21 protein-coding genes are annotated in these 20,073 nt (G+C 67.3%); 13 read left to right on the top strand and 8 right to left on the bottom strand.

Features of this window, described 5'->3' with window-relative positions; genetic code table 11:
* Positions 1 to 16 precede the first annotated feature (16 nt).
* Positions 17 to 745 (bottom strand): response regulator transcription factor, encoded by a 729-nt coding sequence (locus O1Q03_RS25815; RefSeq protein ID WP_269506851.1) that lies wholly within the window; start codon positions 743 to 745, stop codon positions 17 to 19.
* A gap of 189 nt (positions 746 to 934) precedes the next feature.
* Between O1Q03_RS25815 and recA the strand changes: the two genes are divergently transcribed.
* The 9 genes from recA to O1Q03_RS25770 all read left to right on the top strand — a co-directional run bounded on the left by recA (position 935) and on the right by O1Q03_RS25770 (position 10,063).
* Positions 935 to 2,005: a recombinase RecA gene (gene recA / locus O1Q03_RS25810; RefSeq protein WP_124828881.1), complete on the top strand. Its 1,071-nt coding sequence runs from the start codon at positions 935 to 937 to the stop codon at positions 2,003 to 2,005.
* Positions 2,005 to 2,853 carry a recombination regulator RecX gene (gene recX, locus O1Q03_RS25805; protein ID WP_269506849.1) on the top strand — a complete coding sequence of 283 codons (849 nt, stop codon included), beginning with the start codon at positions 2,005 to 2,007 and terminating at the stop codon, positions 2,851 to 2,853. The genes recA and recX overlap by 1 nt, the downstream gene beginning before the upstream one ends.
* Before the next feature lie 144 nt (positions 2,854 to 2,997).
* Positions 2,998 to 3,606, top strand: a complete 609-nt coding sequence (locus O1Q03_RS25800) for a DUF2889 domain-containing protein (protein WP_332112552.1) — start codon at positions 2,998 to 3,000, stop codon at positions 3,604 to 3,606.
* A 68-nt stretch (positions 3,607 to 3,674) separates the two neighbouring features.
* The gene (gene sucC / locus O1Q03_RS25795; protein ID WP_269506847.1) at positions 3,675 to 4,841 is read left to right on the top strand and encodes an ADP-forming succinate--CoA ligase subunit beta; all 1,167 of its coding nucleotides are present in this window, start codon (positions 3,675 to 3,677) and stop codon (positions 4,839 to 4,841) included.
* 69 nt (positions 4,842 to 4,910) lie between these two features.
* Positions 4,911 to 5,792: a succinate--CoA ligase subunit alpha gene (gene sucD / locus O1Q03_RS25790; protein ID WP_006477916.1), complete on the top strand. Its 882-nt coding sequence runs from the start codon at positions 4,911 to 4,913 to the stop codon at positions 5,790 to 5,792.
* A 156-nt stretch (positions 5,793 to 5,948) separates the two neighbouring features.
* Entirely contained in the window at positions 5,949 to 6,653 is a 705-nt protein-coding gene (locus tag O1Q03_RS25785) for a TerC family protein (protein ID WP_269506871.1), read from the top strand.
* Positions 6,654 to 6,748: 95 nt separating this feature from the next.
* Positions 6,749 to 7,345, top strand: a complete 597-nt coding sequence (locus tag O1Q03_RS25780) for a pilin (protein ID WP_269506846.1) — start codon at positions 6,749 to 6,751, stop codon at positions 7,343 to 7,345.
* A gap of 165 nt (positions 7,346 to 7,510) precedes the next feature.
* The gene (locus tag O1Q03_RS25775) at positions 7,511 to 9,289 is read left to right on the top strand and encodes a PglL family O-oligosaccharyltransferase (RefSeq protein ID WP_269506845.1); all 1,779 of its coding nucleotides are present in this window, start codon (positions 7,511 to 7,513) and stop codon (positions 9,287 to 9,289) included.
* Positions 9,290 to 9,712: 423 nt separating this feature from the next.
* Positions 9,713 to 10,063, top strand: coding sequence for a TonB family protein (locus O1Q03_RS25770; protein ID WP_269506844.1), 351 nt, complete (start codon positions 9,713 to 9,715; stop codon positions 10,061 to 10,063).
* Positions 10,064 to 10,138: 75 nt separating this feature from the next.
* On the opposite strand, the gene moaC is transcribed toward O1Q03_RS25770, so the two are convergent.
* Positions 10,139 to 10,627, bottom strand: a complete 489-nt coding sequence (gene moaC / locus O1Q03_RS25765) for a cyclic pyranopterin monophosphate synthase MoaC (RefSeq protein WP_269506843.1) — start codon at positions 10,625 to 10,627, stop codon at positions 10,139 to 10,141.
* A 269-nt stretch (positions 10,628 to 10,896) separates the two neighbouring features.
* Here moaC and O1Q03_RS25760 point away from each other — a divergent pair, with 269 nt between their 5' ends.
* Entirely contained in the window at positions 10,897 to 12,591 is a 1,695-nt protein-coding gene (locus tag O1Q03_RS25760) for a M48 family metalloprotease (RefSeq protein ID WP_269506842.1), read from the top strand.
* A gap of 54 nt (positions 12,592 to 12,645) precedes the next feature.
* Here the strand turns inward: O1Q03_RS25760 and O1Q03_RS25755 are convergent, their stop codons facing one another.
* The 6 genes from O1Q03_RS25755 to O1Q03_RS25730 form a co-directional block, all read right to left on the bottom strand.
* Positions 12,646 to 13,254 (bottom strand): DUF2946 family protein, encoded by a 609-nt coding sequence (locus O1Q03_RS25755; protein WP_269506840.1) that lies wholly within the window; start codon positions 13,252 to 13,254, stop codon positions 12,646 to 12,648.
* Positions 13,247 to 14,284, bottom strand: a complete 1,038-nt coding sequence (locus O1Q03_RS25750; protein ID WP_269506839.1) for a hydrolase — start codon at positions 14,282 to 14,284, stop codon at positions 13,247 to 13,249. The genes O1Q03_RS25755 and O1Q03_RS25750 overlap by 8 nt, the downstream gene beginning before the upstream one ends.
* Positions 14,285 to 14,317: 33 nt before the next feature.
* Entirely contained in the window at positions 14,318 to 14,764 is a 447-nt protein-coding gene (locus O1Q03_RS25745) for a nuclear transport factor 2 family protein (protein WP_269506838.1), read from the bottom strand.
* A gap of 115 nt (positions 14,765 to 14,879) precedes the next feature.
* Complete coding sequence (gene waaF, locus O1Q03_RS25740) at positions 14,880 to 15,917, bottom strand: lipopolysaccharide heptosyltransferase II (RefSeq protein ID WP_269506837.1); 1,038 nt, start codon at positions 15,915 to 15,917, stop codon at positions 14,880 to 14,882.
* A 141-nt stretch (positions 15,918 to 16,058) separates the two neighbouring features.
* Positions 16,059 to 16,253 carry a zinc-finger domain-containing protein gene (locus tag O1Q03_RS25735; protein WP_006482499.1) on the bottom strand — a complete coding sequence of 65 codons (195 nt, stop codon included), beginning with the start codon at positions 16,251 to 16,253 and terminating at the stop codon, positions 16,059 to 16,061.
* A gap of 50 nt (positions 16,254 to 16,303) precedes the next feature.
* Positions 16,304 to 17,227, bottom strand: coding sequence for a branched-chain amino acid transaminase (locus O1Q03_RS25730; protein WP_269506836.1), 924 nt, complete (start codon positions 17,225 to 17,227; stop codon positions 16,304 to 16,306).
* Between the two features lie 207 nt (positions 17,228 to 17,434).
* Between O1Q03_RS25730 and O1Q03_RS25725 the strand changes: the two genes are divergently transcribed.
* The 3 genes from O1Q03_RS25725 (at position 17,435) to O1Q03_RS25715 (ending at position 19,988) form a co-directional block, all read left to right on the top strand.
* A complete protein-coding gene (locus O1Q03_RS25725; protein WP_269506835.1) occupies positions 17,435 to 18,190 on the top strand; it encodes an AzlC family ABC transporter permease in 756 nt (251 codons plus the stop codon).
* Positions 18,187 to 18,510 (top strand): AzlD domain-containing protein, encoded by a 324-nt coding sequence (locus O1Q03_RS25720; protein ID WP_269506834.1) that lies wholly within the window; start codon positions 18,187 to 18,189, stop codon positions 18,508 to 18,510. Before O1Q03_RS25725 ends, O1Q03_RS25720 begins: the two co-directional genes overlap by 4 nt.
* Before the next feature lie 281 nt (positions 18,511 to 18,791).
* The gene (locus O1Q03_RS25715; protein WP_269506833.1) at positions 18,792 to 19,988 is read left to right on the top strand and encodes a phosphoglycerate kinase; all 1,197 of its coding nucleotides are present in this window, start codon (positions 18,792 to 18,794) and stop codon (positions 19,986 to 19,988) included.
* The last annotated feature ends 85 nt before the right edge of the window (positions 19,989 to 20,073 follow it).

Below are 20,073 nucleotides of genomic sequence, written 5' to 3'. Positions count from 1 at the left end.
GCGGCGACGGCCGGCGTCAGCGCAGCGGCGTGCCGGCCGGCGCGGGCGGGGGCGCTGCCGTGTCGGCGGGCGCCGCGGGTGCGACTTTCTCGAGGCAGTAGCCGAGGCCGCGCACGGTGGAGATCCGCACGCCGCTCGGCTCGATCTTCTTGCGCAGCCGGTGCACGTACACTTCGATCGCGTTGTTGCTGACTTCCTCGCCCCATTCGCACAGGTGATCGACGAGCTGCTCCTTCGACACGAGCCGGCCGATGCGCTGCAGCAGCACTTCGAGCAGGCCGAGTTCGCGCGCGGACAGGTCGAGCACGCGCTCGTTCGCATACGCGATGCGGCCGACCTGGTCGAACGCGAGCGAGCCGTGGCGCACGACGGTCGGGCCGCCGCCCGCGCCGCGCCGGGTCAGCGCGCGCACGCGCGCCTCGAGCTCGTTGAGCGCGAACGGCTTGGCCATGTAGTCGTCCGCGCCCAGATCGAGCCCCTTCACGCGTTCGTCGACGCTGTCGGCGGCGGTCAGGATCAGCACGGGGAGGTTGGAATTGCGCGCGCGCAGGCGCTTCAGCACGTCGAGCCCGGACATTTTGGGCAGCCCGAGATCGAGGATCAGCAGGTCGAAAGTCTGCATCGACAGCGCGGTATCGGCGTCGAGGCCGCTCTTCACGTGGTCGACCGCATAGCCCGATTGGCGGAGTGACCGGGTGAGGCCGTCCGCGAGTATGCTGTCGTCTTCGGCGATGAGAATTCGCATGTTGCTGACCGATGGCCGGCGGCGCGTTCACGCCGGCGCGGCTGTCTCCGAAGTTATTCGTGTACGACGCAACCCGCATCGCGGGCTTGCATAAAATACTGTTTTTTTATACAGTGTCTGCATTCGTGGGCAGCGCTTGAAGCGGGCGCGCCTCTAACAGACGCTGCTCATCATAGCAAAGGACGATTCATGGAAGATAGCAAGAAGGGCTCCGGGATGACCGCCGAGAAGAGCAAGGCGCTGGCGGCCGCACTCGCGCAGATCGAGAAGCAGTTCGGCAAAGGGTCGATCATGCGGATGGGCGACGGCGAAGCGGCCGAAGACATCCAGGTCGTCTCCACGGGCTCGCTGGGTCTCGACATCGCGCTCGGCGTCGGCGGCCTGCCGCGCGGCCGGGTGGTCGAGATCTACGGTCCGGAATCGTCGGGTAAAACCACGCTCACGCTGCAGGTCATTGCCGAACTGCAGAAGCTGGGCGGCACGGCAGCCTTCATCGACGCCGAGCACGCGCTCGACGTCCAGTACGCGTCGAAGCTCGGCGTGAACGTGCCGGAGCTGCTGATCTCGCAGCCGGACACCGGCGAGCAGGCGCTCGAAATCACCGACGCGCTGGTGCGCTCGGGCTCGATCGACATGATCGTCATCGACTCGGTCGCGGCGCTCGTGCCGAAGGCCGAAATCGAAGGCGAGATGGGCGATTCGCTGCCGGGCCTGCAGGCTCGCCTGATGTCGCAGGCGCTGCGCAAGCTGACGGGCACGATCAAGCGCACGAACTGCCTCGTGATCTTCATCAACCAGATCCGGATGAAGATCGGCGTGATGTTCGGCAACCCGGAAACCACGACGGGCGGCAACGCGCTGAAATTCTATGCGTCGGTGCGTCTCGATATCCGCCGGATCGGCTCGATCAAGAAGAACGACGAGGTGATCGGCAACGAAACCCGCGTGAAGGTCGTCAAGAACAAGGTGTCTCCGCCGTTCCGCGAAGCGATCTTCGACATCCTGTACGGCGAAGGCATTTCGCGTCAGGGCGAGATCATCGATCTCGGCGTGCAGGCGAAGATCGTCGACAAAGCAGGCGCCTGGTACAGCTACAACGGCGAGAAGATCGGTCAGGGCAAGGACAACGCGCGTGAATTCCTGCGCGAGAATCCGGAAATCGCCCGCGAGATCGAAAACCGCATTCGTGAATCGCTCGGTGTCGTCGCAATGCCGGATGGCGCAGGCAACGAAGCCGAGGCGATGGACGAAGAAGAGTGATGGTCGGGCGCCGAGGTCAGGCTGGCGAACCGGAGCAGAGCGACGCGCCCGAAACGGCGGGCCGCTCCGCCCGGCGAACCGGGTCCTCGGCCACCAACCAGCGGGTCACGGGCAGTCAGGCCGCGAACCGCACTGCGACGAGGGCATCCGACGATGCCCTCGTTTCGTTTGAGATTGCCGCGCCGGTCGATCCGTTCGACGACGACGAATCGTTCGACGCACACGACCGGTCGCGCCGTCGCGTGTCCGGCGTCAGCTTCCCCGGCGAGCGCGCAGCCGGTGCGGCCGCGCCGGTCGCGCAAGACGTCTATACCCGCAGCAGCCAGCATCCGCGCCGCACGCGCGGTGCTTCTTCCGGCGACGAGCCGGGCGCGCGCGAGCGCAAGTCGTCGAAGCCGCCGCGTTCGCTGAAGGGCCGCGCACTCGGCTATCTGTCGCGGCGCGAGTACAGCCGCGCCGAACTCGCCCGCAAACTCGCGCCGTACGTCGGCGAGGACGAATCGGTCGAACCGGTGCTCGATGCGCTGGAAAAGGACGGCTGGTTGTCCGATGCGCGCTTTGCCGAGAGTCTCGTGCATCGCCGCGCATCGCGTGTCGGGGTCGCGCGCATCGTCAGCGAACTGAAGCGTCATGCGGTCGGCGACAGTCTCGTCGAGGAAGTGAATGCGCAGTTGCGCGAGACCGAACTCACACGCGCGCAGGCCGTCTGGCGCAAGAAATTCGGTGCACTGCCGCAAACGCCGGCCGAGCGCGCGAAGCAGGCGCGCTTCCTGGCCGCGCGCGGCTTCTCGAGCGCGACCATCGTGAAGTTGCTGAAAGTCGGCGACGATTTCCCGATCGACGACTGACCGGTCCGGTCGCGCGCGGCGCGCGATTTTGCTGCAACGCAACCACCGATGGACAGCGGGGAATACCCGCCGTCGCGGCAGACTGCCTCAAATACCCAATATGCTAAAATCCACGGGTTTTCCTCTTCGGCCTCAACCTCCAGCATGCCGCTATCCGAGCCCGTGCCCCGTCAGTTGCGACATCGACGCGCAATCCGAGCGGAAGCTTACGAGCGCGGCGACGGCTTGTGGGACATCGAAGCCTGCCTGACCGACCACAAGCCGCGCGATGTCGCGCTTGCGTCGGGCATCCGGCCCCAGGGCCTGCCGATCCACGAACTCTGGCTGCGCGTGACTATCGATCGTGACCTCAATGTCGTCGACGCCGAAGCGTCTTCGGAATGGGTTCCCTATCCCGGTCACTGTCAATCCGCCCCGCCTGCCTATCGGGCCCTGATCGGGCTCAATCTCTTCCGCAATTTCCGCCGCAACGCGAACCGGCTGCTCGCCGGCGTCGCAGGCTGCTCCCATCTCACCGAACTGTGCGCCGTGCTGCCGACCGCAGCGATCCAGGCGTTCGCCGGTGACGTATGGAACGTGCGCGAAGAGGGCGGCGAAGGTCCGGATCACGACGGCGCGCACACTGAACCGCCTTTCCAGCTCGGCCGCTGCCAGGCGTTGCGGTTCGACGGCGAGGTCGTGCGGCAGTACTACCCGCGCTGGTATGGCGCGAGCCGGCCGGATCTGCCCGGTGATGGCAGCACGAAGGAATGAACGGAAATCATTCGAAGAAGCGTCTTAAGCGACATTTCATCCAACTCTCAGACTGAAGGGAATCACGCATGAAGATTCACGAGTACCAGGGTAAGGAAATCCTGCGGAAATTCGGCGTCGCGGTACCGCGCGGCAAGCCGGCGTTCTCGGTTGACGAGGCCGTCAAGGTGGCAGAAGAGCTCGGCGGCCCGGTGTGGGTCGTGAAGGCTCAGATTCACGCGGGTGGCCGTGGCAAGGGCGGCGGCGTGAAGGTGGCGAAGTCGATCGAGCAGGTTCGCGAATACGCGAACCAGATCCTCGGCATGCAGCTCGTCACGCACCAGACGGGCCCGGAAGGCCAGAAGGTCAATCGCCTGATGATCGAAGAAGGCGCCGACATCAAGCAGGAACTGTATGTCAGCCTCGTCGTCGACCGCATCTCGCAGAAGATCGTGCTGATGGGTTCGAGCGAAGGCGGCATGGACATCGAAGAAGTCGCCGAAAAGCACCCGGAACTGATCCACAAGGTCATCGTCGAGCCGTCGACGGGCCTGCTGGACGCGCAAGCCGACGACCTCGCCGCGAAGATCGGCGTGCCGGCCACATCGATTCCGCAAGCGCGCGCGATCCTGCAAGGCCTGTACAAGGCATTCTGGGAAACCGACGCATCGCTGGCTGAAATCAACCCGCTGAACGTGTCCGGCGACGGCAAGGTCATCGCACTCGACGCGAAGTTCAACTTCGACTCGAACGCGCTGTTCCGCCACCCGGAAATCGTCGCGTACCGCGATCTGGACGAAGAAGATCCGGCTGAAATCGAAGCGTCGAAGTTCGACCTCGCGTACATCTCGCTCGACGGCAACATCGGCTGCCTCGTGAACGGCGCGGGCCTCGCGATGGCGACGATGGACACCATCAAGCTGTTCGGCGGCGAGCCGGCGAACTTCCTGGACGTCGGCGGTGGCGCCACGACCGAGAAGGTCACGGAAGCGTTCAAGCTGATGCTGAAGAACCCGGATCTGAAGGCGATCCTCGTGAACATCTTCGGCGGCATCATGCGCTGCGACGTGATCGCCGAAGGCGTGATCGCCGGTTCGAAGGCCGTGAACCTGAACGTGCCGCTCGTCGTGCGCATGAAGGGCACGAACGAGGACCTCGGCAAGAAGATGCTGGCCGATTCGGGCCTGCCGATCATCTCGGCCGACAGCATGGAAGAGGCTGCGCAGAAGGTCGTCGCGGCTGCCGCAGGCAAGTAAGCACGCGCTAATGAACACGTATGGCGGCGCGGTTTGCACGCGACGCCCATCGAACAGAGGTCAAAATACATGTCGATTCTGATCAACAAGGACACGAAGGTCATCACGCAGGGCATTACCGGCAAAACCGGTCAGTTCCATACGCGCGCCTGCCGTGAATACGCAAACGGCCGCGAAGCATTCGTCGCGGGCGTGAACCCGAAGAAGGCCGGCGAAGATTTCGAAGGCATTCCGATCTACGCGAGCGTCAAGGAAGCGAAGGCGGAAACTGGCGCAACCGTGTCGGTCATCTACGTTCCGCCGGCAGGCGCTGCTGCTGCGATCTGGGAAGCGGTCGAAGCCGACCTCGATCTCGCGATCTGCATCACGGAAGGCATTCCCGTGCGTGACATGATCGAAGTGAAGGACCGCATGCGTCGCGAAGGCCGCAAGACGCTGCTGCTCGGGCCGAACTGCCCGGGCACGATCACGCCGGACGAGCTGAAGATCGGCATCATGCCGGGTCACATCCACCGCAAGGGCCGCATCGGCGTCGTGTCGCGTTCGGGCACGCTGACGTATGAAGCCGTTGCCCAGCTGACGGCGCTCGGCCTCGGCCAGTCGTCGGCAGTCGGTATCGGCGGCGACCCGATCAACGGTCTGAAGCACATCGACGTGATGAAGATGTTCAACGACGATCCGGACACGGACGCAGTCGTGATGATCGGCGAAATCGGCGGTCCGGACGAAGCCAACGCCGCCGAGTGGATCAAGGACAACATGAAGAAGCCGGTCGTCGGCTTCATCGCGGGCGTCACGGCGCCTCCGGGCAAGCGCATGGGCCACGCCGGCGCGCTGATCTCGGGCGGTGCGGATACGGCCGAAGCGAAGCTGGAAATCATGGAAGCGTGCGGCATCACCGTCACGCGCAACCCGTCGGAAATGGGCCGTCTGCTGAAGAAGGCGCTGTAATCATTTCCATCGGATTCGTCCTGCAGAAAACGCCGGCTTTGCCGGCGTTTTTTGTTATGCTCGCGCAATGAATTCGTAAGCACCGGGCATGCGTGCTGCATGTCCGGCGATGAACCGGCCCGCCCGCGAGGCGGCCGCTGTCCTTTCCTCACCGCCATGCTCGAATTCCTGACCTCCTTGCACTGGGGCGCGATTCTCCAGATCGTCATCATCGATATCCTGCTCGGCGGCGACAACGCGGTCGTGATCGCGCTTGCTTGCCGTAACCTGCCGGCGAACCAGCGGTTGCGCGGCGTCGTCTGGGGCACCGCGGGGGCGATCCTCCTGCGTGTCGTGCTGATCGCGTTCGCGGTCGCGCTGCTCGACGTGCCGTTCCTGAAGCTCGGCGGCGGGCTGCTGCTGCTGTGGATCGGCATCAAGCTGATGGCGCCGGCCGCCGACGCGCACGACGACATCAAGCCAGCCGCCCGGCTGTGGGATGCGGTGAAGACGATCGTGATCGCCGATGCGGTCATGAGCCTCGACAACGTGATCGCGATTGCCGGCGCGGCCGAGCAGGCCGATCCGTCGCACCGGATCGCGCTCGTGATCTTCGGGCTCCTCGTCAGCGTGCCGATCATCGTGTGGGGCAGCACGCTGGTGCTGAAGCTGCTCGACCGTTTCCCGGTCGTCGTGGCGCTCGGCGCCGGGCTGCTCGGCTGGATCGCGGGCGGGCTGATCGTGAACGACCCCGTTGGCGATCGCTGGCCGGTGCTCGACACGCAGCCGGCGCTCTACGGCGCAAGCATTGCCGGTGCGCTGTTCGTCGTCGCGATCGGTTACGCACTGAGAAACCGCCGCAGCGCGCCGCACGCGCACTGACTGGCCATCCGGCCGACTGCCGGCTTCGCGGCCCGCTGGCTACGATCGAGACGCCTGCCTTTGTCGGCAGGCGTTTTTCGTTTCCGGAGCCTGCCATGTTCGAAGCCTTTTCCGTTTCCCTGTTCCGTCGCGTCGCCGCCGATCTGCGGCGCGCGAACCGGCCGTCGCCGCGCTGGCGGCCGGCCGGCTTCACGCTGATCGAGCTGATGATCGTGCTCGCGATCGTCGGCGTGATCGCGGCCTACGCGATTCCCGCGTACCAGGACTACCTGGCGCGCTCGCGCGTCGGCGAAGGGCTTGCGCTTGCGTCGTCCGCGCGGCTCGCGGTCGCCGACAACGCCGCGAGCGGCGCAAGCCTGGACGGCGGCTACAGCGCGCCGGCCGCTACCCGCAACGTCGCGTCCGTCGCCATCGACGGCGAGACGGGGCAGATCACGGTGGCATTCACGACGCGCGTCGCCGCGGCCGGTATGAATACGCTGGTGCTGGTGCCGTCCGCGCCCGACAAGGCCGATACGCCGACCTCACGCGTGCCGCTCAAAAAGGGCGTGATGCAGGCCGGCGCGATCGCATGGGAGTGTTTTGCCGCCGGGAAGGACGCGTCGTCGCTGCCGGCGCCGGGTGCGGGGCCGTTGCCGGCGGAGGCGGCAACGTTGCCCGCGAAATATGCGCCGGCGGAGTGCCGCGCCTAGTGTCGGCACTGGTGCGGGCGGCGCGTCGCCCGGCGTGCACGGGGCGGCCGTTGCCGCTCCTGCCGCTCGCGCTGGTCGTGTGCCTGTCGTGCGATGGCGCGACAGCCCCGCACAGAGCAGGGAAAGTTTTGTATAGTGCGCCGGTTGCTGACATCCGGTTCGCTCATGCCCTCTACTTTTTCCCGCTCGTTGCCGCTCGTTGCGCTGGCTGTCGCCCTGATCGTGCCGTACGCGATCACGAATCACACGTATCCGATTCCAACCTTCTATTCAGAGTTCGCCGCGCTGGTGCTGTATATGCTGGTGGGCGTCTCCGTGGTGCTGCTCGCGGGCACGGGCCGCCCGGCCCAGCCGTTTGCCACGCCGACCGCTTTCGTCGCGCCGCTCGGGTTCGCGGCGGTGCTGATCGCGCAGGTCGCGCTGATGCCGCTGAAGGTGCCGTCGATGAACTGGCTCGCGGTCGGCTATCTCGCCGCGGCGCTGGTCGCGATGCAGGCCGGCTATACGCTCGCGCGCGAGGGGCTCGCGGAAGCCGTCGCGCGGATGATGGCCGGTGCGCTGCTGATCGGCGGGGTGTTCGCCGTCGCGAGCCAGATCGTGCAGTTGTTCCATCTCGAGTCCGTGGTGGCGCCGTTCGTCGTCTCGTACAACATCCCGGTCGATCGCCGGCCGTACGGCAACATGGCGCAGGCGAACCACCTGGCCACCTACATCGCGTTCGCGCTCGCGGGGGCGCTGTATCTGGTGCAGACGCGCCGGCTCGCCGCCTGGGCGTGGCTCGCGCTGTCGATCGTACTGTCGGTCGGTCTCGCGCTGACCGTGTCGCGCGGGCCGTGGCTGCAGGTCGCGGTGATGGTGGTCGCGGGGTTCTGGATGGCGTGGCTCGAATCGCGCCGCGAGCCCGGCAACCGGCGTGCATGGCTGATGCCGGTCGTGCTCGCGGTGGCCTTCGTCGCGGTGAACGTCGCGGTGCGCTGGGCCAACGTGCATTTTCATCTGGGGCTCGCCGAATCGGCGGCCGAACGGATGCGTGACGCCGGGCAGATCGCGCCGCGCCTCGCGCTGTGGAAGTATGGTCTGGCGATGTTCCGCGAGCATCCGCTGCTCGGCGTCGGCTGGGGCGAATTCCCGTCGCACCAGTTCGCGCTCGTGCGCACGCTCGGCGGCGTCGAGATCGCGAACAACTCGCACGACATCTTCATCGACCTGCTCGCGAAGTCCGGTGCCGTCGGCCTTGGCGTGCTCGTCGTCGCGCTTGTCACGTGGTTCGTGCGCGCGGTGCGCGCGCCGCAGTCGAGCACGCGCGTGTTCGGCCTCGCGCTGATCGGCGTCCTGCTGATGCATGCGCTCGTCGAGTACCCGCAGCAATACATGTTCTTCCTGCTGCCCGCGATGTTCGTGATCGGTCTGCTTGAAGTGAAGCCGCTGCGGATCCTGCCGGGCCGCGCGGCGTTCGGGCTGTTCGCGGTGCTGTCGGTCGGCGGGGTGCTGGCGGCGGTGCCGGTCCTGCGCGACTACCAGCGTGCGGAAGTGCTGTATTACGGCAGCAATCCGGCCGCGCAGTACCGCGACGCGCCGTCGCGGCTGTTCGGCGCGTGGGGCGACTACGGAGCGGCGACGCTGCTGACCATCTCGCCGGACGATCTGCCGCTCAAGCTTGCCGCTCACGAGCGTGCGATCGCGCTGCTGCCCGGCGAGACGGTGCTGCGCCGCTACGCAGCGCTGCAGGCGATGGCCGGTCGCGAAGCCGATGCGCTCGACACGGTCGCGCGCCTGCACGTGTTCGCGAAGGAGTTGAAGGACTGGCCGCAGCAACTCGCGTCGCTGTACAAGCTGTGCGATCAGCAGCCGTCGTTGAAGGCGTTCAAGGCTGCCGTCGTCGCGAAGTACGGGGAAGTGCCGGCCGACGCGGACGAAGACGACTCGGACGACGATTCCGACTGAAACCGATCGGCGCCCGGCGGGGAATCGCGGCGCCTTTCGTATCGCGATGAAGCAGCGGAGCGGTGACGCGCCGGGGCGGCCCGGCGATTGCTTCCCGTCGCGAATGGATGCGGGCCGAAGCTGGCCTGATTCGCGTCAACCATTGTCAAATTGCCGCCATGTGCGGGGCGGTGCATGCACAATGCGCGAAAGCGGTCGCGTGCTTGGTTGCCCGTTACGGGCCGCCGACGCGAAAGCAGCCCCGGGCATATTCGGGGCACCCATCAAGCAGGATCGCGGCCGATGCAGCCATCGGTCGTGCGGCCGTAACGGGGCGCCGGTCCGATGGCCGCGGCGCAAGGCGACACCCGCGATGCGGCCGGGGGAGGGCTTCCGGTGTGCGGCGAGTTTGCCTGGAACAGTGCTGAAGAACGATATTCGACCATGGCTCTCCGCTCACCCTACCTGATCCTGCCTGCCGTCGCGATGCTGCTTTCCGGCTGCGCGATGCTGTCGTCGTCGCAGGAAAGCAAGCTCACCTGCCACATCCCGCGTGCCGTCTACCCGGATACCGCAAAGCCGCTCACGCGCCCGGTTACGGTGCTGGTGCGCGCACTGATGACGACGTCGGGCGAAGCGCAGAACGTCACCGTGACGACGAGCAGCCGCAATGCGGCGGCTGACCGCGCGGCCGTCGATGCGATGACGCATGCGACCTGCGTGCAGACGGGCGCCACCGCGAATCCGTTCCTGCTGACCCAGCCGTTCGTGTTCGAGCCGCGGCACGCCGATTGATGCGGGGCGGTGCGGACAGTCGGGCCGCATCGTCGTCGTTTCGAACGAACCTCGGGTCGACGGTGTTCTGGCCGGTCAGCCGGCCGCGTCCTCCGCCTTCCAATCGCCCGACTTCCCGCCGCGCTTTTCCCGCACGCTCACGTCGGTGATCACCATCCCGCGATCGACGGCCTTGCACATGTCGTACACGGTCAACAACCCGACCTGCACCGCGGTCAGCGCCTCCATCTCGACGCCGGTCCGGCCGAACGTCTCGACCTGCACGACGCAGTGCACGCCGGGCAGCGCGTCGTCGAGTTCGAAGTCGACGGCCACGCGCGTCAGCGCGAGCGGGTGACACAGCGGAATGAGGTCGGCGGTGCGCTTGGCACCCTGAATCGCGGCGATGCGCGCGACGCCGAGCACGTCGCCTTTCTTCGCCTTGCCGTCGCGGATCAGCGCGAACGTCGCGGGCAGCATCCTGATCGTGCCGCGCGCGATCGCGATGCGTCGGGTTTCCTGCTTGCCGCCGACGTCGACCATGTGTGCGTGGCCCGCGGCGTCGAAATGGGTGAGTCCTGACATGTCTTCCTCTAGTGGAACGGAGTGCGCGCGCACGTCCGTCGATCCTGCTTCGCGATCGGCCGGGCACTGAATCCCATACCGGCGCGACGAACCGATCCAACCTCTCAACGGGCGCCTATCATAGCAGCGGCGTTCGCGTTGCCGGACGCGCAGATGGCGCATGCGCGGCGCGGGACAGTCGTTGCGGCACCGTTACAATGACCGGAATATTCAGACCAAACGCCGCGATGCGCGCCGCTCGCGCGGGACGGCGTCGTTTTCATCCTGCCATGCGTGTCAAACAGTTGCTTGCCGTGTCGCTATCGGCCGCGCTCGCGCTGCCGCCGGGCGGCCATGCGCAGAGCGCGTCCGCGCCGCCGCTCGAGCCGGCGGGCGGCGGCGCGACGTCGATTTCCACGGTGCCGTCCGGCATCGCGACCGGCGTATTCGGCACGTACGGTGGCGCGGAAAGCCGCTTCTCGGGCGCCGGCGGCGCGTCCGCGCCCGCCGCGAACCTGCGTGCGCCACTGCGCGCGCTGGAGCTGCCCGATCTCGGCGACGGCTCCGGCGGCTCGCTGACGCCGCAGGCCGAGCGTCGTCTCGGCGAGCGCGTGATGCGCGAGGTGCGGCGCGACCCGGACTATCTCGACGACTGGCTGGTGCGCGACTACCTAAACGCGATGGCGGCGCGGCTCGCGGCAGCGGCTGCGGCGCGCTTCATCGGCGGCTACACGCCGGACTTCGAGCTGTTCCCGGTACGCGATCCGCAGATCAATGCATTCTCGATGCCAGGCGGCTTCATCGGGATCAACAGCGGGCTGGTGGTGACGACGCAGACGGAGTCGGAGCTCGCATCGGTGGTCGGCCACGAGATGGGGCACGTGCTGCAGCGGCACATCGCGCGGATGATCGGCGCGAACGAGAAGACCGGCTACACCGCGCTCGCGACGATGCTGCTTGGCGTGCTGGCTGGCGTGCTAGCGAGAAGCGGCGATCTGGGCAGCGCGATCGCGATGGGCGGGCAGGCGTATGCGGTCGACAACCAGCTGCGTTTCTCGCGATCGGCCGAGCGCGAGGCCGATCGCGTCGGCTTCCAGCTGCTCGCGGGCGCAGGCTACGACCCGTACGGAATGCCGGGCTTCTTCGAGCGGCTCGATCGCGCGTCGATGGGCGACGCGGGCGTGCCGGCGTATGCCCGCACGCACCCGCTGACGGGCGAACGGATCGCCGACATGGAGGATCGCGCGCGCCGCGCGCCGTACCGGCAGCCGCGCCAGTCGGCCGAATACGGCTTCGTGCGGGCGCGGCTGCGGATCCTGCAGAACCGCGCGCCGAACGACATCGCGGCCGAGGCGCACCGGATGCAGCTCGAGATCGACGATCGCACCGCGCCGAACGTCGCGGCGAACGAGTACGGCGTCGCGCTCGCGAACACGCTGCTCGGCCAGTACGACGCGGCCGACAAGGCGCTCGCATCGGCACGCAGCGCATTCGACGCGCGCGAGCGGCGCGACGGCGATCCGGCGGCGAGTTCGCCGAGCCTCGACGTGCTGGCCGCGGACATCGCGCGCCGCGCGGGCCGGACCGACGACGCGGTGCGGCTCGCGGCGCTCGCGCAGCGGCGCTGGCCGGCGTCGCACGCGGCGATCGTCGCGCACCTGCAGGCGCTGCTGGCCGCGCGCCGCTTCGCCGAAGCGCAAACGCTCGCACGTGCGCAGGCGAAGGCCGACCCCGAACAGCCGGACTGGTGGGATTACCTCGCGAAGGCGAGCGATGGCAAAGGCGACGTGCTCGCGCGGCGCCGCGCGCTCGCGGAGAAACTGGCGCTCGACGGCGCGTGGCCGTCCGCGATCCGCCAGTTGAAGGAAGCGCGCGACGCGAAGGACGTGTCGTTCTACGATCAGTCGATCATCGGCGCGCGGCTGCTGGAATTCGAGGCGCGCTACAAGGAAGAGCGCGAGGAAGAGAAGAACGGCCGCGGATAGCGGCCGTCAGGCGGCCATCAGGTGCGCAAGGGCAGTGGCAGGGCGGGACGCGGGTCAGCTTTCGCTGCTGGTGCTGCGGCCGCCATTGGCTTCTTCATTACGCGCCCGTTGCGCGGGACTCACGACGAAGCCGAACGTCGCAGGCACGTCTGCGCACGCGATGCTGCCGAGCGGCAGCGTGCGGCCGTCGCGCCAGCGCAGCATGGGCGGCTCGGCATCGAAATCCGCGTGATCGGCGAACAGCCCGAGGTCGTGATCGTGCAGTGCCGCGACGCGCGGCGGTGTGCCGGCATCGCGAAACAGCACGCCGCCGCCATCGTCGAGCCATGCGGCGTCCGGTTCGAACGGCGCGCCCGTCTGGTCGGTGAGCGCGAGCTGCCCGTCGCGTTCGGCAAGCCGCACGACCCACGGCGTATACGCGAGCTCGACGTACACGCGCTGCGGCCCGTTCTGGAAGAACCACTGGCCGTGCGCATCGCATTCGTAATTGCGTCCGATGAACGCGTTCAGCGCCGCGTGCCGGATCGGCGAGCCGAGCTCGCCGGCGGCCTGCGCGGCGTCGTCGCGCAGCCGCCATTCGCCGCGCCGGTCGAGCAGCAGCCAGCCGGTGCAGTGCGGAACGTTCGGCCATTTGGCGAGGGCCTGCCTGACGATGTCATCCATGGTCGACGAATTTCGAGCAATAGCCGAACACCCGCGCCGACAGCCAGTCGAGGCGGCCGGGGAACGGCCCGGTCATGAATCCCGCATGGCCGCCGTGCGCGGGCTGGTCGAGCTCGACGGCCGGCGACACGTCGGCGGTGCTCGGCAGTGCGGATTCGGGCAGGAACGGATCGTTGCGGGCGTTGAGGATCAGGGTGGGCACGTCGATTGCGCGCAGCAGCGGGCGCGTCGTGGCCTGGGTCCAGTAGTCGTCCGCGTTCGCGAAGCCGTGCAGCGGCGCGGTCACGACTTCGTCGAAGTCGCGCATCGTCACGGCCCGCAGCATCGCGTCGCGGTCGAACAGCCCCGGATACTGTTCGAGTTTCGCGAGCCCCTTGCGTTTGAGCGTCTTCAGGAAGCTGCGCGTGTAGACCATCGCGAAGCCCTGCGACAGCGCGCGGCCGCCGGCATGCACGTCGATCGGCGTCGAGATCGCGGCGGCGGCGTGCACGATCGACGTGTCGCTGCGGTGCTCGCCGAGCCAGCGCAGCAGCACGTTGCCGCCGAGCGACACGCCGGCCGCGACGATCGGCCCGCGATGCTGCGTGGCGAGCCGGCGCAGGATCCAGTCGACTTCGGCACTGTCGGCGAGATGGTAGAAGCGCGGCTGCCGGTTGATCTCGCCGCTGCAACTGCGAAAGTGCGGGACGACCGCATGCCAGCCCTTCGCGCGCGCGGCGGACATCATCGCGAGCGCATAGTGCGAGCCGGAGCTGCCTTCGAGGCCGTGGAACAGCACGAACAGCGGCGCGTCGCGCGCCGGCGCCGCGCTGTCGAGATGCGCGACCCAGTCGAGATCGATGAAGTCGTGGTCGGGGGTTTCCCATCGCTCTCGTCGATACGCGACGGTCGGTCGTCGCGCGAACAGCGCGGGCACGATGGTTTGCACATGGCTGTTCGGCAGCCAGCGCGGTGCGCGATAGCGCAATGAATCGTCGTCGGGGGCCGGGGCCCCGGTCAGCGGCGAGGTGGGCGGAGAAGCCGTACTCATGATCGCCCCGCTAATGCGTTGCTTCGTTCTTCGTCAGTGCAGCGGACCCTGCCCGTGACGGATCTTCGCGGCGAATTGTCCGGCCGCTTGTTCGGGAATCGGACTCGCGTGGATGTGCGCGATCCGCCATTCGCCGCGTTCGTGGATCATCACGTACGTAGCAAAAACCATGTCGGGGTCGGCCGTCAGGTCGGCCTGCTGATGCGCCTCGGCGATCGTGTAGACGACGGTGCCGAGGCTATCGTATACGCGGATGTCGAGCGGCTCGATCGTCACCGGGCGTGTCGCGAGGCGATTGCCGAGCCCGCTGCGGATCTGGTCGAGGCCGTGCAGATGCTCGCCGTCGGCCCAGACGCAGCTGGCGAAGTCCTCGTCGATCCACAACCCCAGCAGCGCGTCGAGATTGGCATCGGCGACGGCCTGGTAGTAGGCGTTCAGCGTATCGGCAGCGGCTTCGAAAAGGCGGGCAAAACGTGGCATCGGGTTTGTCTCTCGCGCGCGTCGCGCGCCGTATTCAGCACGGCGGCCCGTGTGAGGCCGCCGTACACCGGTGAATCGGATTGCCCGGCGCGTCGTGCGACGCTGCCGGCCAGGGTCAGCGCTGCCCGACGAGCATGCCGCGCAAATCGCCGAATACCTGCTCGGGACCGAGTTCGCGCAGGCAGTTCAGATGGCCGAGCGGGCACTCGCGTTCGAAGCAGGGACTGCATTCGAGATGTAACCATTGTACCTTCGCCAGGTCCGACAGCGGAGGGGTGTGGCGCGGATCGGTCGATCCGTACAACGCGACGAGCGGCCGGCGCAACGCGGCTGCGACATGCATCAGCCCCGAATCGTTGGTGACGACCGCGTTCGCGCGCGCGATCAGCGCGCAGGCCTCGGACAGCGACGTCTGCCCGCACAGATTGCGCACGTTCGGCGCGTGGTCGGCGATCGCCTGCGCGGCGGCCGAATCCTTCGGCGAGCCGAGCGCGACGATCTGCGTGTACGGGAACGACTGGTGGACGATCGTCGCGAGCGTCGCGAAGTGCTCGGGCGGCCAGCGCTTGGCCGGGCCGTATTCCGCGCCGGGGCAGAACACGACGAGCGGCTTGCGCGTATCGAGGTTGAAGCGCGCGGACACGCGCGCCGTCTCGTTCAGGTCGGCGTCCAGCCGCGGCGGCGGCAGCGTCTTCATCGACTCGGGCAGCTTCGCGCCCGGCGCATACGCGAGCGCCGCGTAGTGGGTCGTCATCGGCGGACGCTCGCCCGACTTGTCGGGGTTCGCGTGCCGCACGTTCAACAGCCCGTAGCGGTGCTCGCCCGTGTAGCCGATCCGCAGCGGAATGTTCGCGAGCCACGGGATCACCGCGGACTTCAGCGAATTCGGCAGCACGTACGCCGCGTCGTAGCCGACGTCGCGCAGGTCGCTCGCGAGCTGCCAGCGACGCAGCAACTGCAGCTTGCCGTGCGCGAGGTCGGTCGCGTAGACATCGTGGATCTCGGGCATCCGCTCGAGCACGGGCGCGACCCAGGTGGGCGCGACGGCATCGATCGCGATGCGGGGATGGAGCTTCTTCAGCAGCGCAAAAAGCGGCTGCGCCATCAATGCGTCACCGATCCAGTTCGGTGCGATAACCAGCGCTCGACGCATCAGGTCGACTTCCGATGTCGTAATGAAGCACGGTGCACGGGCACCGCGTTCGGGTTGTTCAGAACGGGAAAAGGGCGGCGCGCCGGCATTCCGGCGGCACCGCCTCGCGTACGGCGGGCCCGTGGGCCCGGCTGACGGGGCTCAGTGGCCCTTGACCACCTCGCCGTCGCGCAGCTTGTAGCGCGTGCCGCAATACGGGCAGCGCGCTTCGCCGTGCGAGACGTCGATGAACACGCGCGGATGTGCGTTCCAGCGCGTCATGGCCGGGTTCGGGCAGTAGGCGGGAAGATCCTTGGCCGTCAGCTCGACCAGCGGCATTTCCTTGATTTCACTCATGAGACGTTCTCTTATCACTCTTTTGTGGGGCGGTCGGTGCGGCAGCGCACTCAGACCTTCGTCAGCCAGTGCGCGTACTTCGCGTTCTTGCCCGACACGATATCGAAGAATGCCGACTGCAGCTTTTCGGTGATCGGGCCGCGTGCGCCGCTGCCGATCGTGCGGTTGTCGAGTTCGCGGATCGGCGTGACTTCGGCGGCCGTGCCCGTGAAGAACGCTTCGTCGGCCGTGTAGACCTCGTCGCGCGTGATGCGCTTCTCGATCACCTCGATGCCGGCGTCCTTCGCGAGCGTGATGACCGTGTCGCGCGTGATGCCGTCGAGGCAGGACGACAGATCGGGCGTGTACAGCTTGCCGTTGTTCACGAGGAAGAAGTTCTCGCCCGAGCCTTCCGACACGTAGCCGTCGACGTCGAGCAGCAGCGCTTCGTCGTAGCCGTCGGCGGTCGCTTCCTGGTTCGCGAGGATCGAGTTCACGTACCAGCCCGACGCCTTCGCGCGCACCATCGACACGTTCACGTGGTGGCGCGTGAACGACGACGTCTTCACGCGGATGCCCTTCGCGAGGCCTTCCTCGCCGAGGTACGCGCCCCACGGCCATGCGGCGATCGCGACGTGGATCGTGTTGCCCTTCGCGGACACGCCGAGCTTTTCCGAGCCGACCCAGATGATCGGGCGCAGGTAGCACGACTCGAGCTTGTTCTCGCGCACGACTGCGAGCTGCGCGGCTTCGAGCGTCTCGCGATCGAACGGCACGTCCATCTGGAAGATCTTCGCCGAATTCTGCAGACGTTTCGTGTGCTCGCGCAGGCGGAAGATCGCGGTGGCGCCGTCGGCCGTCTTGTACGCACGCACGCCTTCGAAGACGCCCATGCCGTAGTGCAGCGTATGGGTCAGGACGTGGATCTTGGCGTCGCGCCAGTCGATCAGCTTGCCGTCCATCCAGATCTTGCCGTCGCGGTCGGCCATTGACATAGGATTCTCCTGGAAGCAGTGGGTGCTGCGGGTTGTGTGCAGCGTTGAGCCGGAAAGACGCTTATTTTAGCGTCATTTGGCGTCGGCCCGGTCGGTCGGCACGGGGCCGGCGCTATAATCGTCCGGCACCGATTCCAATAACGACGGGCTGTGCCGGCAGGAGACGCCGGAGCCCGGACGAACTGCCCGCCGCGGCCCCGCATTCCCATGCTCGCTCGATTGTCCGCCACCGACCGCTTCGCGCTGATCCAGGGCGCGCGCGACTATTCCCCGACATTGATGGCGATCCTGTCCTGGGGGCTCGTCACCGGCATCGCGATGAGCAAATCGGTGATGACGCTCGGGCAGGCGAGCGCGATGTCGATCTTCGTCTATGCGGGCTCGTCGCAGCTCGCGGTGCTGCCGCTCCTCGTCGCGAAGCTGCCGATCTGGACGGTCCTGCTCACGGCCGCGATGGTCAACCTGCGCTTCGTGATCTTCAGCGCCGGGCTTGCTCCCCATTTTTCCTACCTGCCGCTGTGGCGGCGCGTCGCGATCGGCTATTTCAACGGCGACGTGATCTACCTGCTGTTCCAGAAACAAGGCTTCGCCTACGGCCACGTGCCGGGCAAGGAGGCGTACTTCTGGGGGATGGCGGTCGCCAGCTGGGCGTCGTGGCAGGTGTCGTCGCTCGCCGGCATCCTGCTCGCGAGCGTCTTTCCCGCGAGCTGGGGGCTGGAGCTGGCCGGCACGCTCGCGCTGATTCCTATCATGGTGTCGGCGGTCGCGAACCGCTCGACGCTCGCGGCCGTCGCGGTCGCGGGCATCGTGTCGCTGATCGCGTTCGATCTGCCGTACCGGCTCGCGCTGCCGATCGCGGTGCTCGCCGCGCTCGCGGCCGGCTGCACGGCCGATTTGTTCGTCGAGCGGGCCGACTGGCGGCGCATCCGTACCGAAACCGTGCACGAAAAGGACATCGAATGAGCGCGACCGAAATCTGGATCGTCATCGTCGGAATGACGATCGTCACGGCGGTCACGCGCGCGCTGTTCCTGATCGGCGGCGAACGCACGGTGCTGCCCGAGCGCGTGCAACGCGCGCTGCGCTATGCGCCGGCCGCCGCGCTCGTCGCGGTCGTGCTGCCGGACGTGCTCGAAACGCCCACCGGGATCTCGTTCGCGCTGTCCAACCATCCGTTCTACGCGGCACTTGCCGGCCTCGGATGGTTTTTGTGGCGGCGCAGCATGCTCGGCACGATCCTCATCGGGATGCTCGTCTTCACCGTGCTGCGGTTGATCTTCTGACACGTCGTCGTGCCGACCGGCCAAGCGCACGCCGCCCGGATGCTCGCATTGTTGCATTGCGGCAATGTGTCGAACGCCGCGCGCAATCCCAAATAGGCGGAATTCGCTGCCGCGCGGGTCAGTCTGCCGGATGGATCGGCTAGAATGCCCGTTCGAGATTTTTTACGCGTGCGCGCCATGCGAACCGCCAGCCACGGCCGCATCCGGCGCCCTTTCGCGGCAGCCCGCGCACGTTTCAGCGTGAACCCCCTTTCCCCATCCACTACTTCAATCTGTCCAACATGAGCCAAGTCAAGCGTCTTACCGACCTGATCGCCGCCGGCCAGCTCGCCGGCAAGCGGGTGTTCATCCGCGCCGACCTGAACGTCCCGCAGGACGATCACGGCAACATCACCGAAGACACGCGCGTGCGCGCGTCCGTGCCGGCCATCCAGGCCGCGCTCGACGCCGGCGCGGCCGTGATGGTCACGTCGCACCTCGGCCGTCCGACCGAAGGCGAATTCAAGCCGGAAGATTCGCTCGCGCCGGTCGCGAAGCGCCTCGCCGAACTGCTCGGCCGCGACGTGCCGCTCGTCCCGAACTGGGTCGAGAACGGCGTGAACGTCGCGCCGGGCCAGGTCGTGCTGCTCGAGAATTGCCGGGTGAACAAGGGCGAGAAGAAGAATTCGGACGAGCTCGCGCAGAAGATGGCGAAGCTCTGCGACGTGTACGTGAACGACGCGTTCGGCACCGCGCACCGCGCGGAAGCGACCACCCACGGGATCGCGAAGTACGTGCCGGTCGCGTGCGCGGGCCCGCTGCTGGCCGCTGAACTCGACGCGCTCGGCAAGGCGCTCGGCAACCCGGCGCGCCCGCTGGTCGCGATCGTCGCCGGCTCGAAGGTGTCGACCAAGCTGACGATCCTGAAGTCGCTGGCCGGCAAGGTCGACCAGCTGATCGTCGGCGGCGGCATCGCGAACACGTTCATGCTCGCGGCCGGCCTGTCGATCGGCAAGTCGCTCGCGGAAGCCGATCTCGTCGCCGAGGCGAAGGCGATCATCGACGAAGCGCGCGAGCGCGGCGCGTCGGTGCCGATCCCGACCGACGTCGTCACCGCCAAGGAATTCTCGCCGACGGCCGCGGCCACGGTGAAGCAGGTCGCCGACATCGAAGCGGACGACATGATCCTCGACATCGGCCCCGATACGGCCAAGGCGCTCGCGAGCCAGCTCGAGAAGGCCGGCACGATCGTGTGGAACGGTCCGGTCGGCGTATTCGAATTCGACCAGTTCGGCAACGGCACCAAGACGCTCGCCGAAGCGATCGCCAAATCGTCCGCGTTCTCGATCGCGGGCGGCGGCGACACGCTCGCCGCCATTGCGAAGTACGGCATCCACGACCAGGTCAGCTACATCTCGACGGGCGGCGGCGCCTTCCTCGAGTTCCTCGAGGGGAAGAAGCTGCCGGCAGTGGAAGTGCTCGAAACGCGGGCGGCCTGAGCGTGGCGGCGCGCGCAGGGTTGACCAAGGCCGCGCGCTCCGCGAAAGCGGAGCAGCCGGCCGGCGCGGGCAAGCGCAAACGCGC

The organism is Burkholderia sp. IMCC1007 (assembly GCF_027257875.1).
GTDB lineage: Bacteria > Pseudomonadota > Gammaproteobacteria > Burkholderiales > Burkholderiaceae > Burkholderia.
Note: the sequence above shows the minus strand (reverse complement) of the source record. Positions and strands in the feature narration are given on the sequence as shown.

Bases quoted from the DNA above. Each gene is read 5' to 3' on its own strand.
- O1Q03_RS25815 (WP_269506851.1), bottom strand. From the start codon at position 745: ATGCGAATTCTCATCGCCGAAGACGACAGCATACTCGCGGACGGCCTC.
- recA (WP_124828881.1), top strand. From the start codon at position 935: ATGGAAGATAGCAAGAAGGGCTCCGGGATGACCGCCGAGAAGAGCAAG.
- recX (WP_269506849.1), top strand. From the start codon at position 2,005: ATGGTCGGGCGCCGAGGTCAGGCTGGCGAACCGGAGCAGAGCGACGCG.
- O1Q03_RS25800 (WP_332112552.1), top strand. From the start codon at position 2,998: ATGCCGCTATCCGAGCCCGTGCCCCGTCAGTTGCGACATCGACGCGCA.
- sucC (WP_269506847.1), top strand. From the start codon at position 3,675: ATGAAGATTCACGAGTACCAGGGTAAGGAAATCCTGCGGAAATTCGGC.
- sucD (WP_006477916.1), top strand. From the start codon at position 4,911: ATGTCGATTCTGATCAACAAGGACACGAAGGTCATCACGCAGGGCATT.
- O1Q03_RS25785 (WP_269506871.1), top strand. From the start codon at position 5,949: ATGCTCGAATTCCTGACCTCCTTGCACTGGGGCGCGATTCTCCAGATC.
- O1Q03_RS25780 (WP_269506846.1), top strand. From the start codon at position 6,749: ATGTTCGAAGCCTTTTCCGTTTCCCTGTTCCGTCGCGTCGCCGCCGAT.
- O1Q03_RS25775 (WP_269506845.1), top strand. From the start codon at position 7,511: ATGCCCTCTACTTTTTCCCGCTCGTTGCCGCTCGTTGCGCTGGCTGTC.
- O1Q03_RS25770 (WP_269506844.1), top strand. From the start codon at position 9,713: ATGGCTCTCCGCTCACCCTACCTGATCCTGCCTGCCGTCGCGATGCTG.
- moaC (WP_269506843.1), bottom strand. From the start codon at position 10,627: ATGTCAGGACTCACCCATTTCGACGCCGCGGGCCACGCACACATGGTC.
- O1Q03_RS25760 (WP_269506842.1), top strand. From the start codon at position 10,897: ATGCGTGTCAAACAGTTGCTTGCCGTGTCGCTATCGGCCGCGCTCGCG.
- O1Q03_RS25755 (WP_269506840.1), bottom strand. From the start codon at position 13,254: ATGGATGACATCGTCAGGCAGGCCCTCGCCAAATGGCCGAACGTTCCG.
- O1Q03_RS25750 (WP_269506839.1), bottom strand. From the start codon at position 14,284: ATGAGTACGGCTTCTCCGCCCACCTCGCCGCTGACCGGGGCCCCGGCC.
- O1Q03_RS25745 (WP_269506838.1), bottom strand. From the start codon at position 14,764: ATGCCACGTTTTGCCCGCCTTTTCGAAGCCGCTGCCGATACGCTGAAC.
- waaF (WP_269506837.1), bottom strand. From the start codon at position 15,917: ATGCGTCGAGCGCTGGTTATCGCACCGAACTGGATCGGTGACGCATTG.
- O1Q03_RS25735 (WP_006482499.1), bottom strand. From the start codon at position 16,253: ATGAGTGAAATCAAGGAAATGCCGCTGGTCGAGCTGACGGCCAAGGAT.
- O1Q03_RS25730 (WP_269506836.1), bottom strand. From the start codon at position 17,227: ATGTCAATGGCCGACCGCGACGGCAAGATCTGGATGGACGGCAAGCTG.
- O1Q03_RS25725 (WP_269506835.1), top strand. From the start codon at position 17,435: ATGCTCGCTCGATTGTCCGCCACCGACCGCTTCGCGCTGATCCAGGGC.
- O1Q03_RS25720 (WP_269506834.1), top strand. From the start codon at position 18,187: ATGAGCGCGACCGAAATCTGGATCGTCATCGTCGGAATGACGATCGTC.
- O1Q03_RS25715 (WP_269506833.1), top strand. From the start codon at position 18,792: ATGAGCCAAGTCAAGCGTCTTACCGACCTGATCGCCGCCGGCCAGCTC.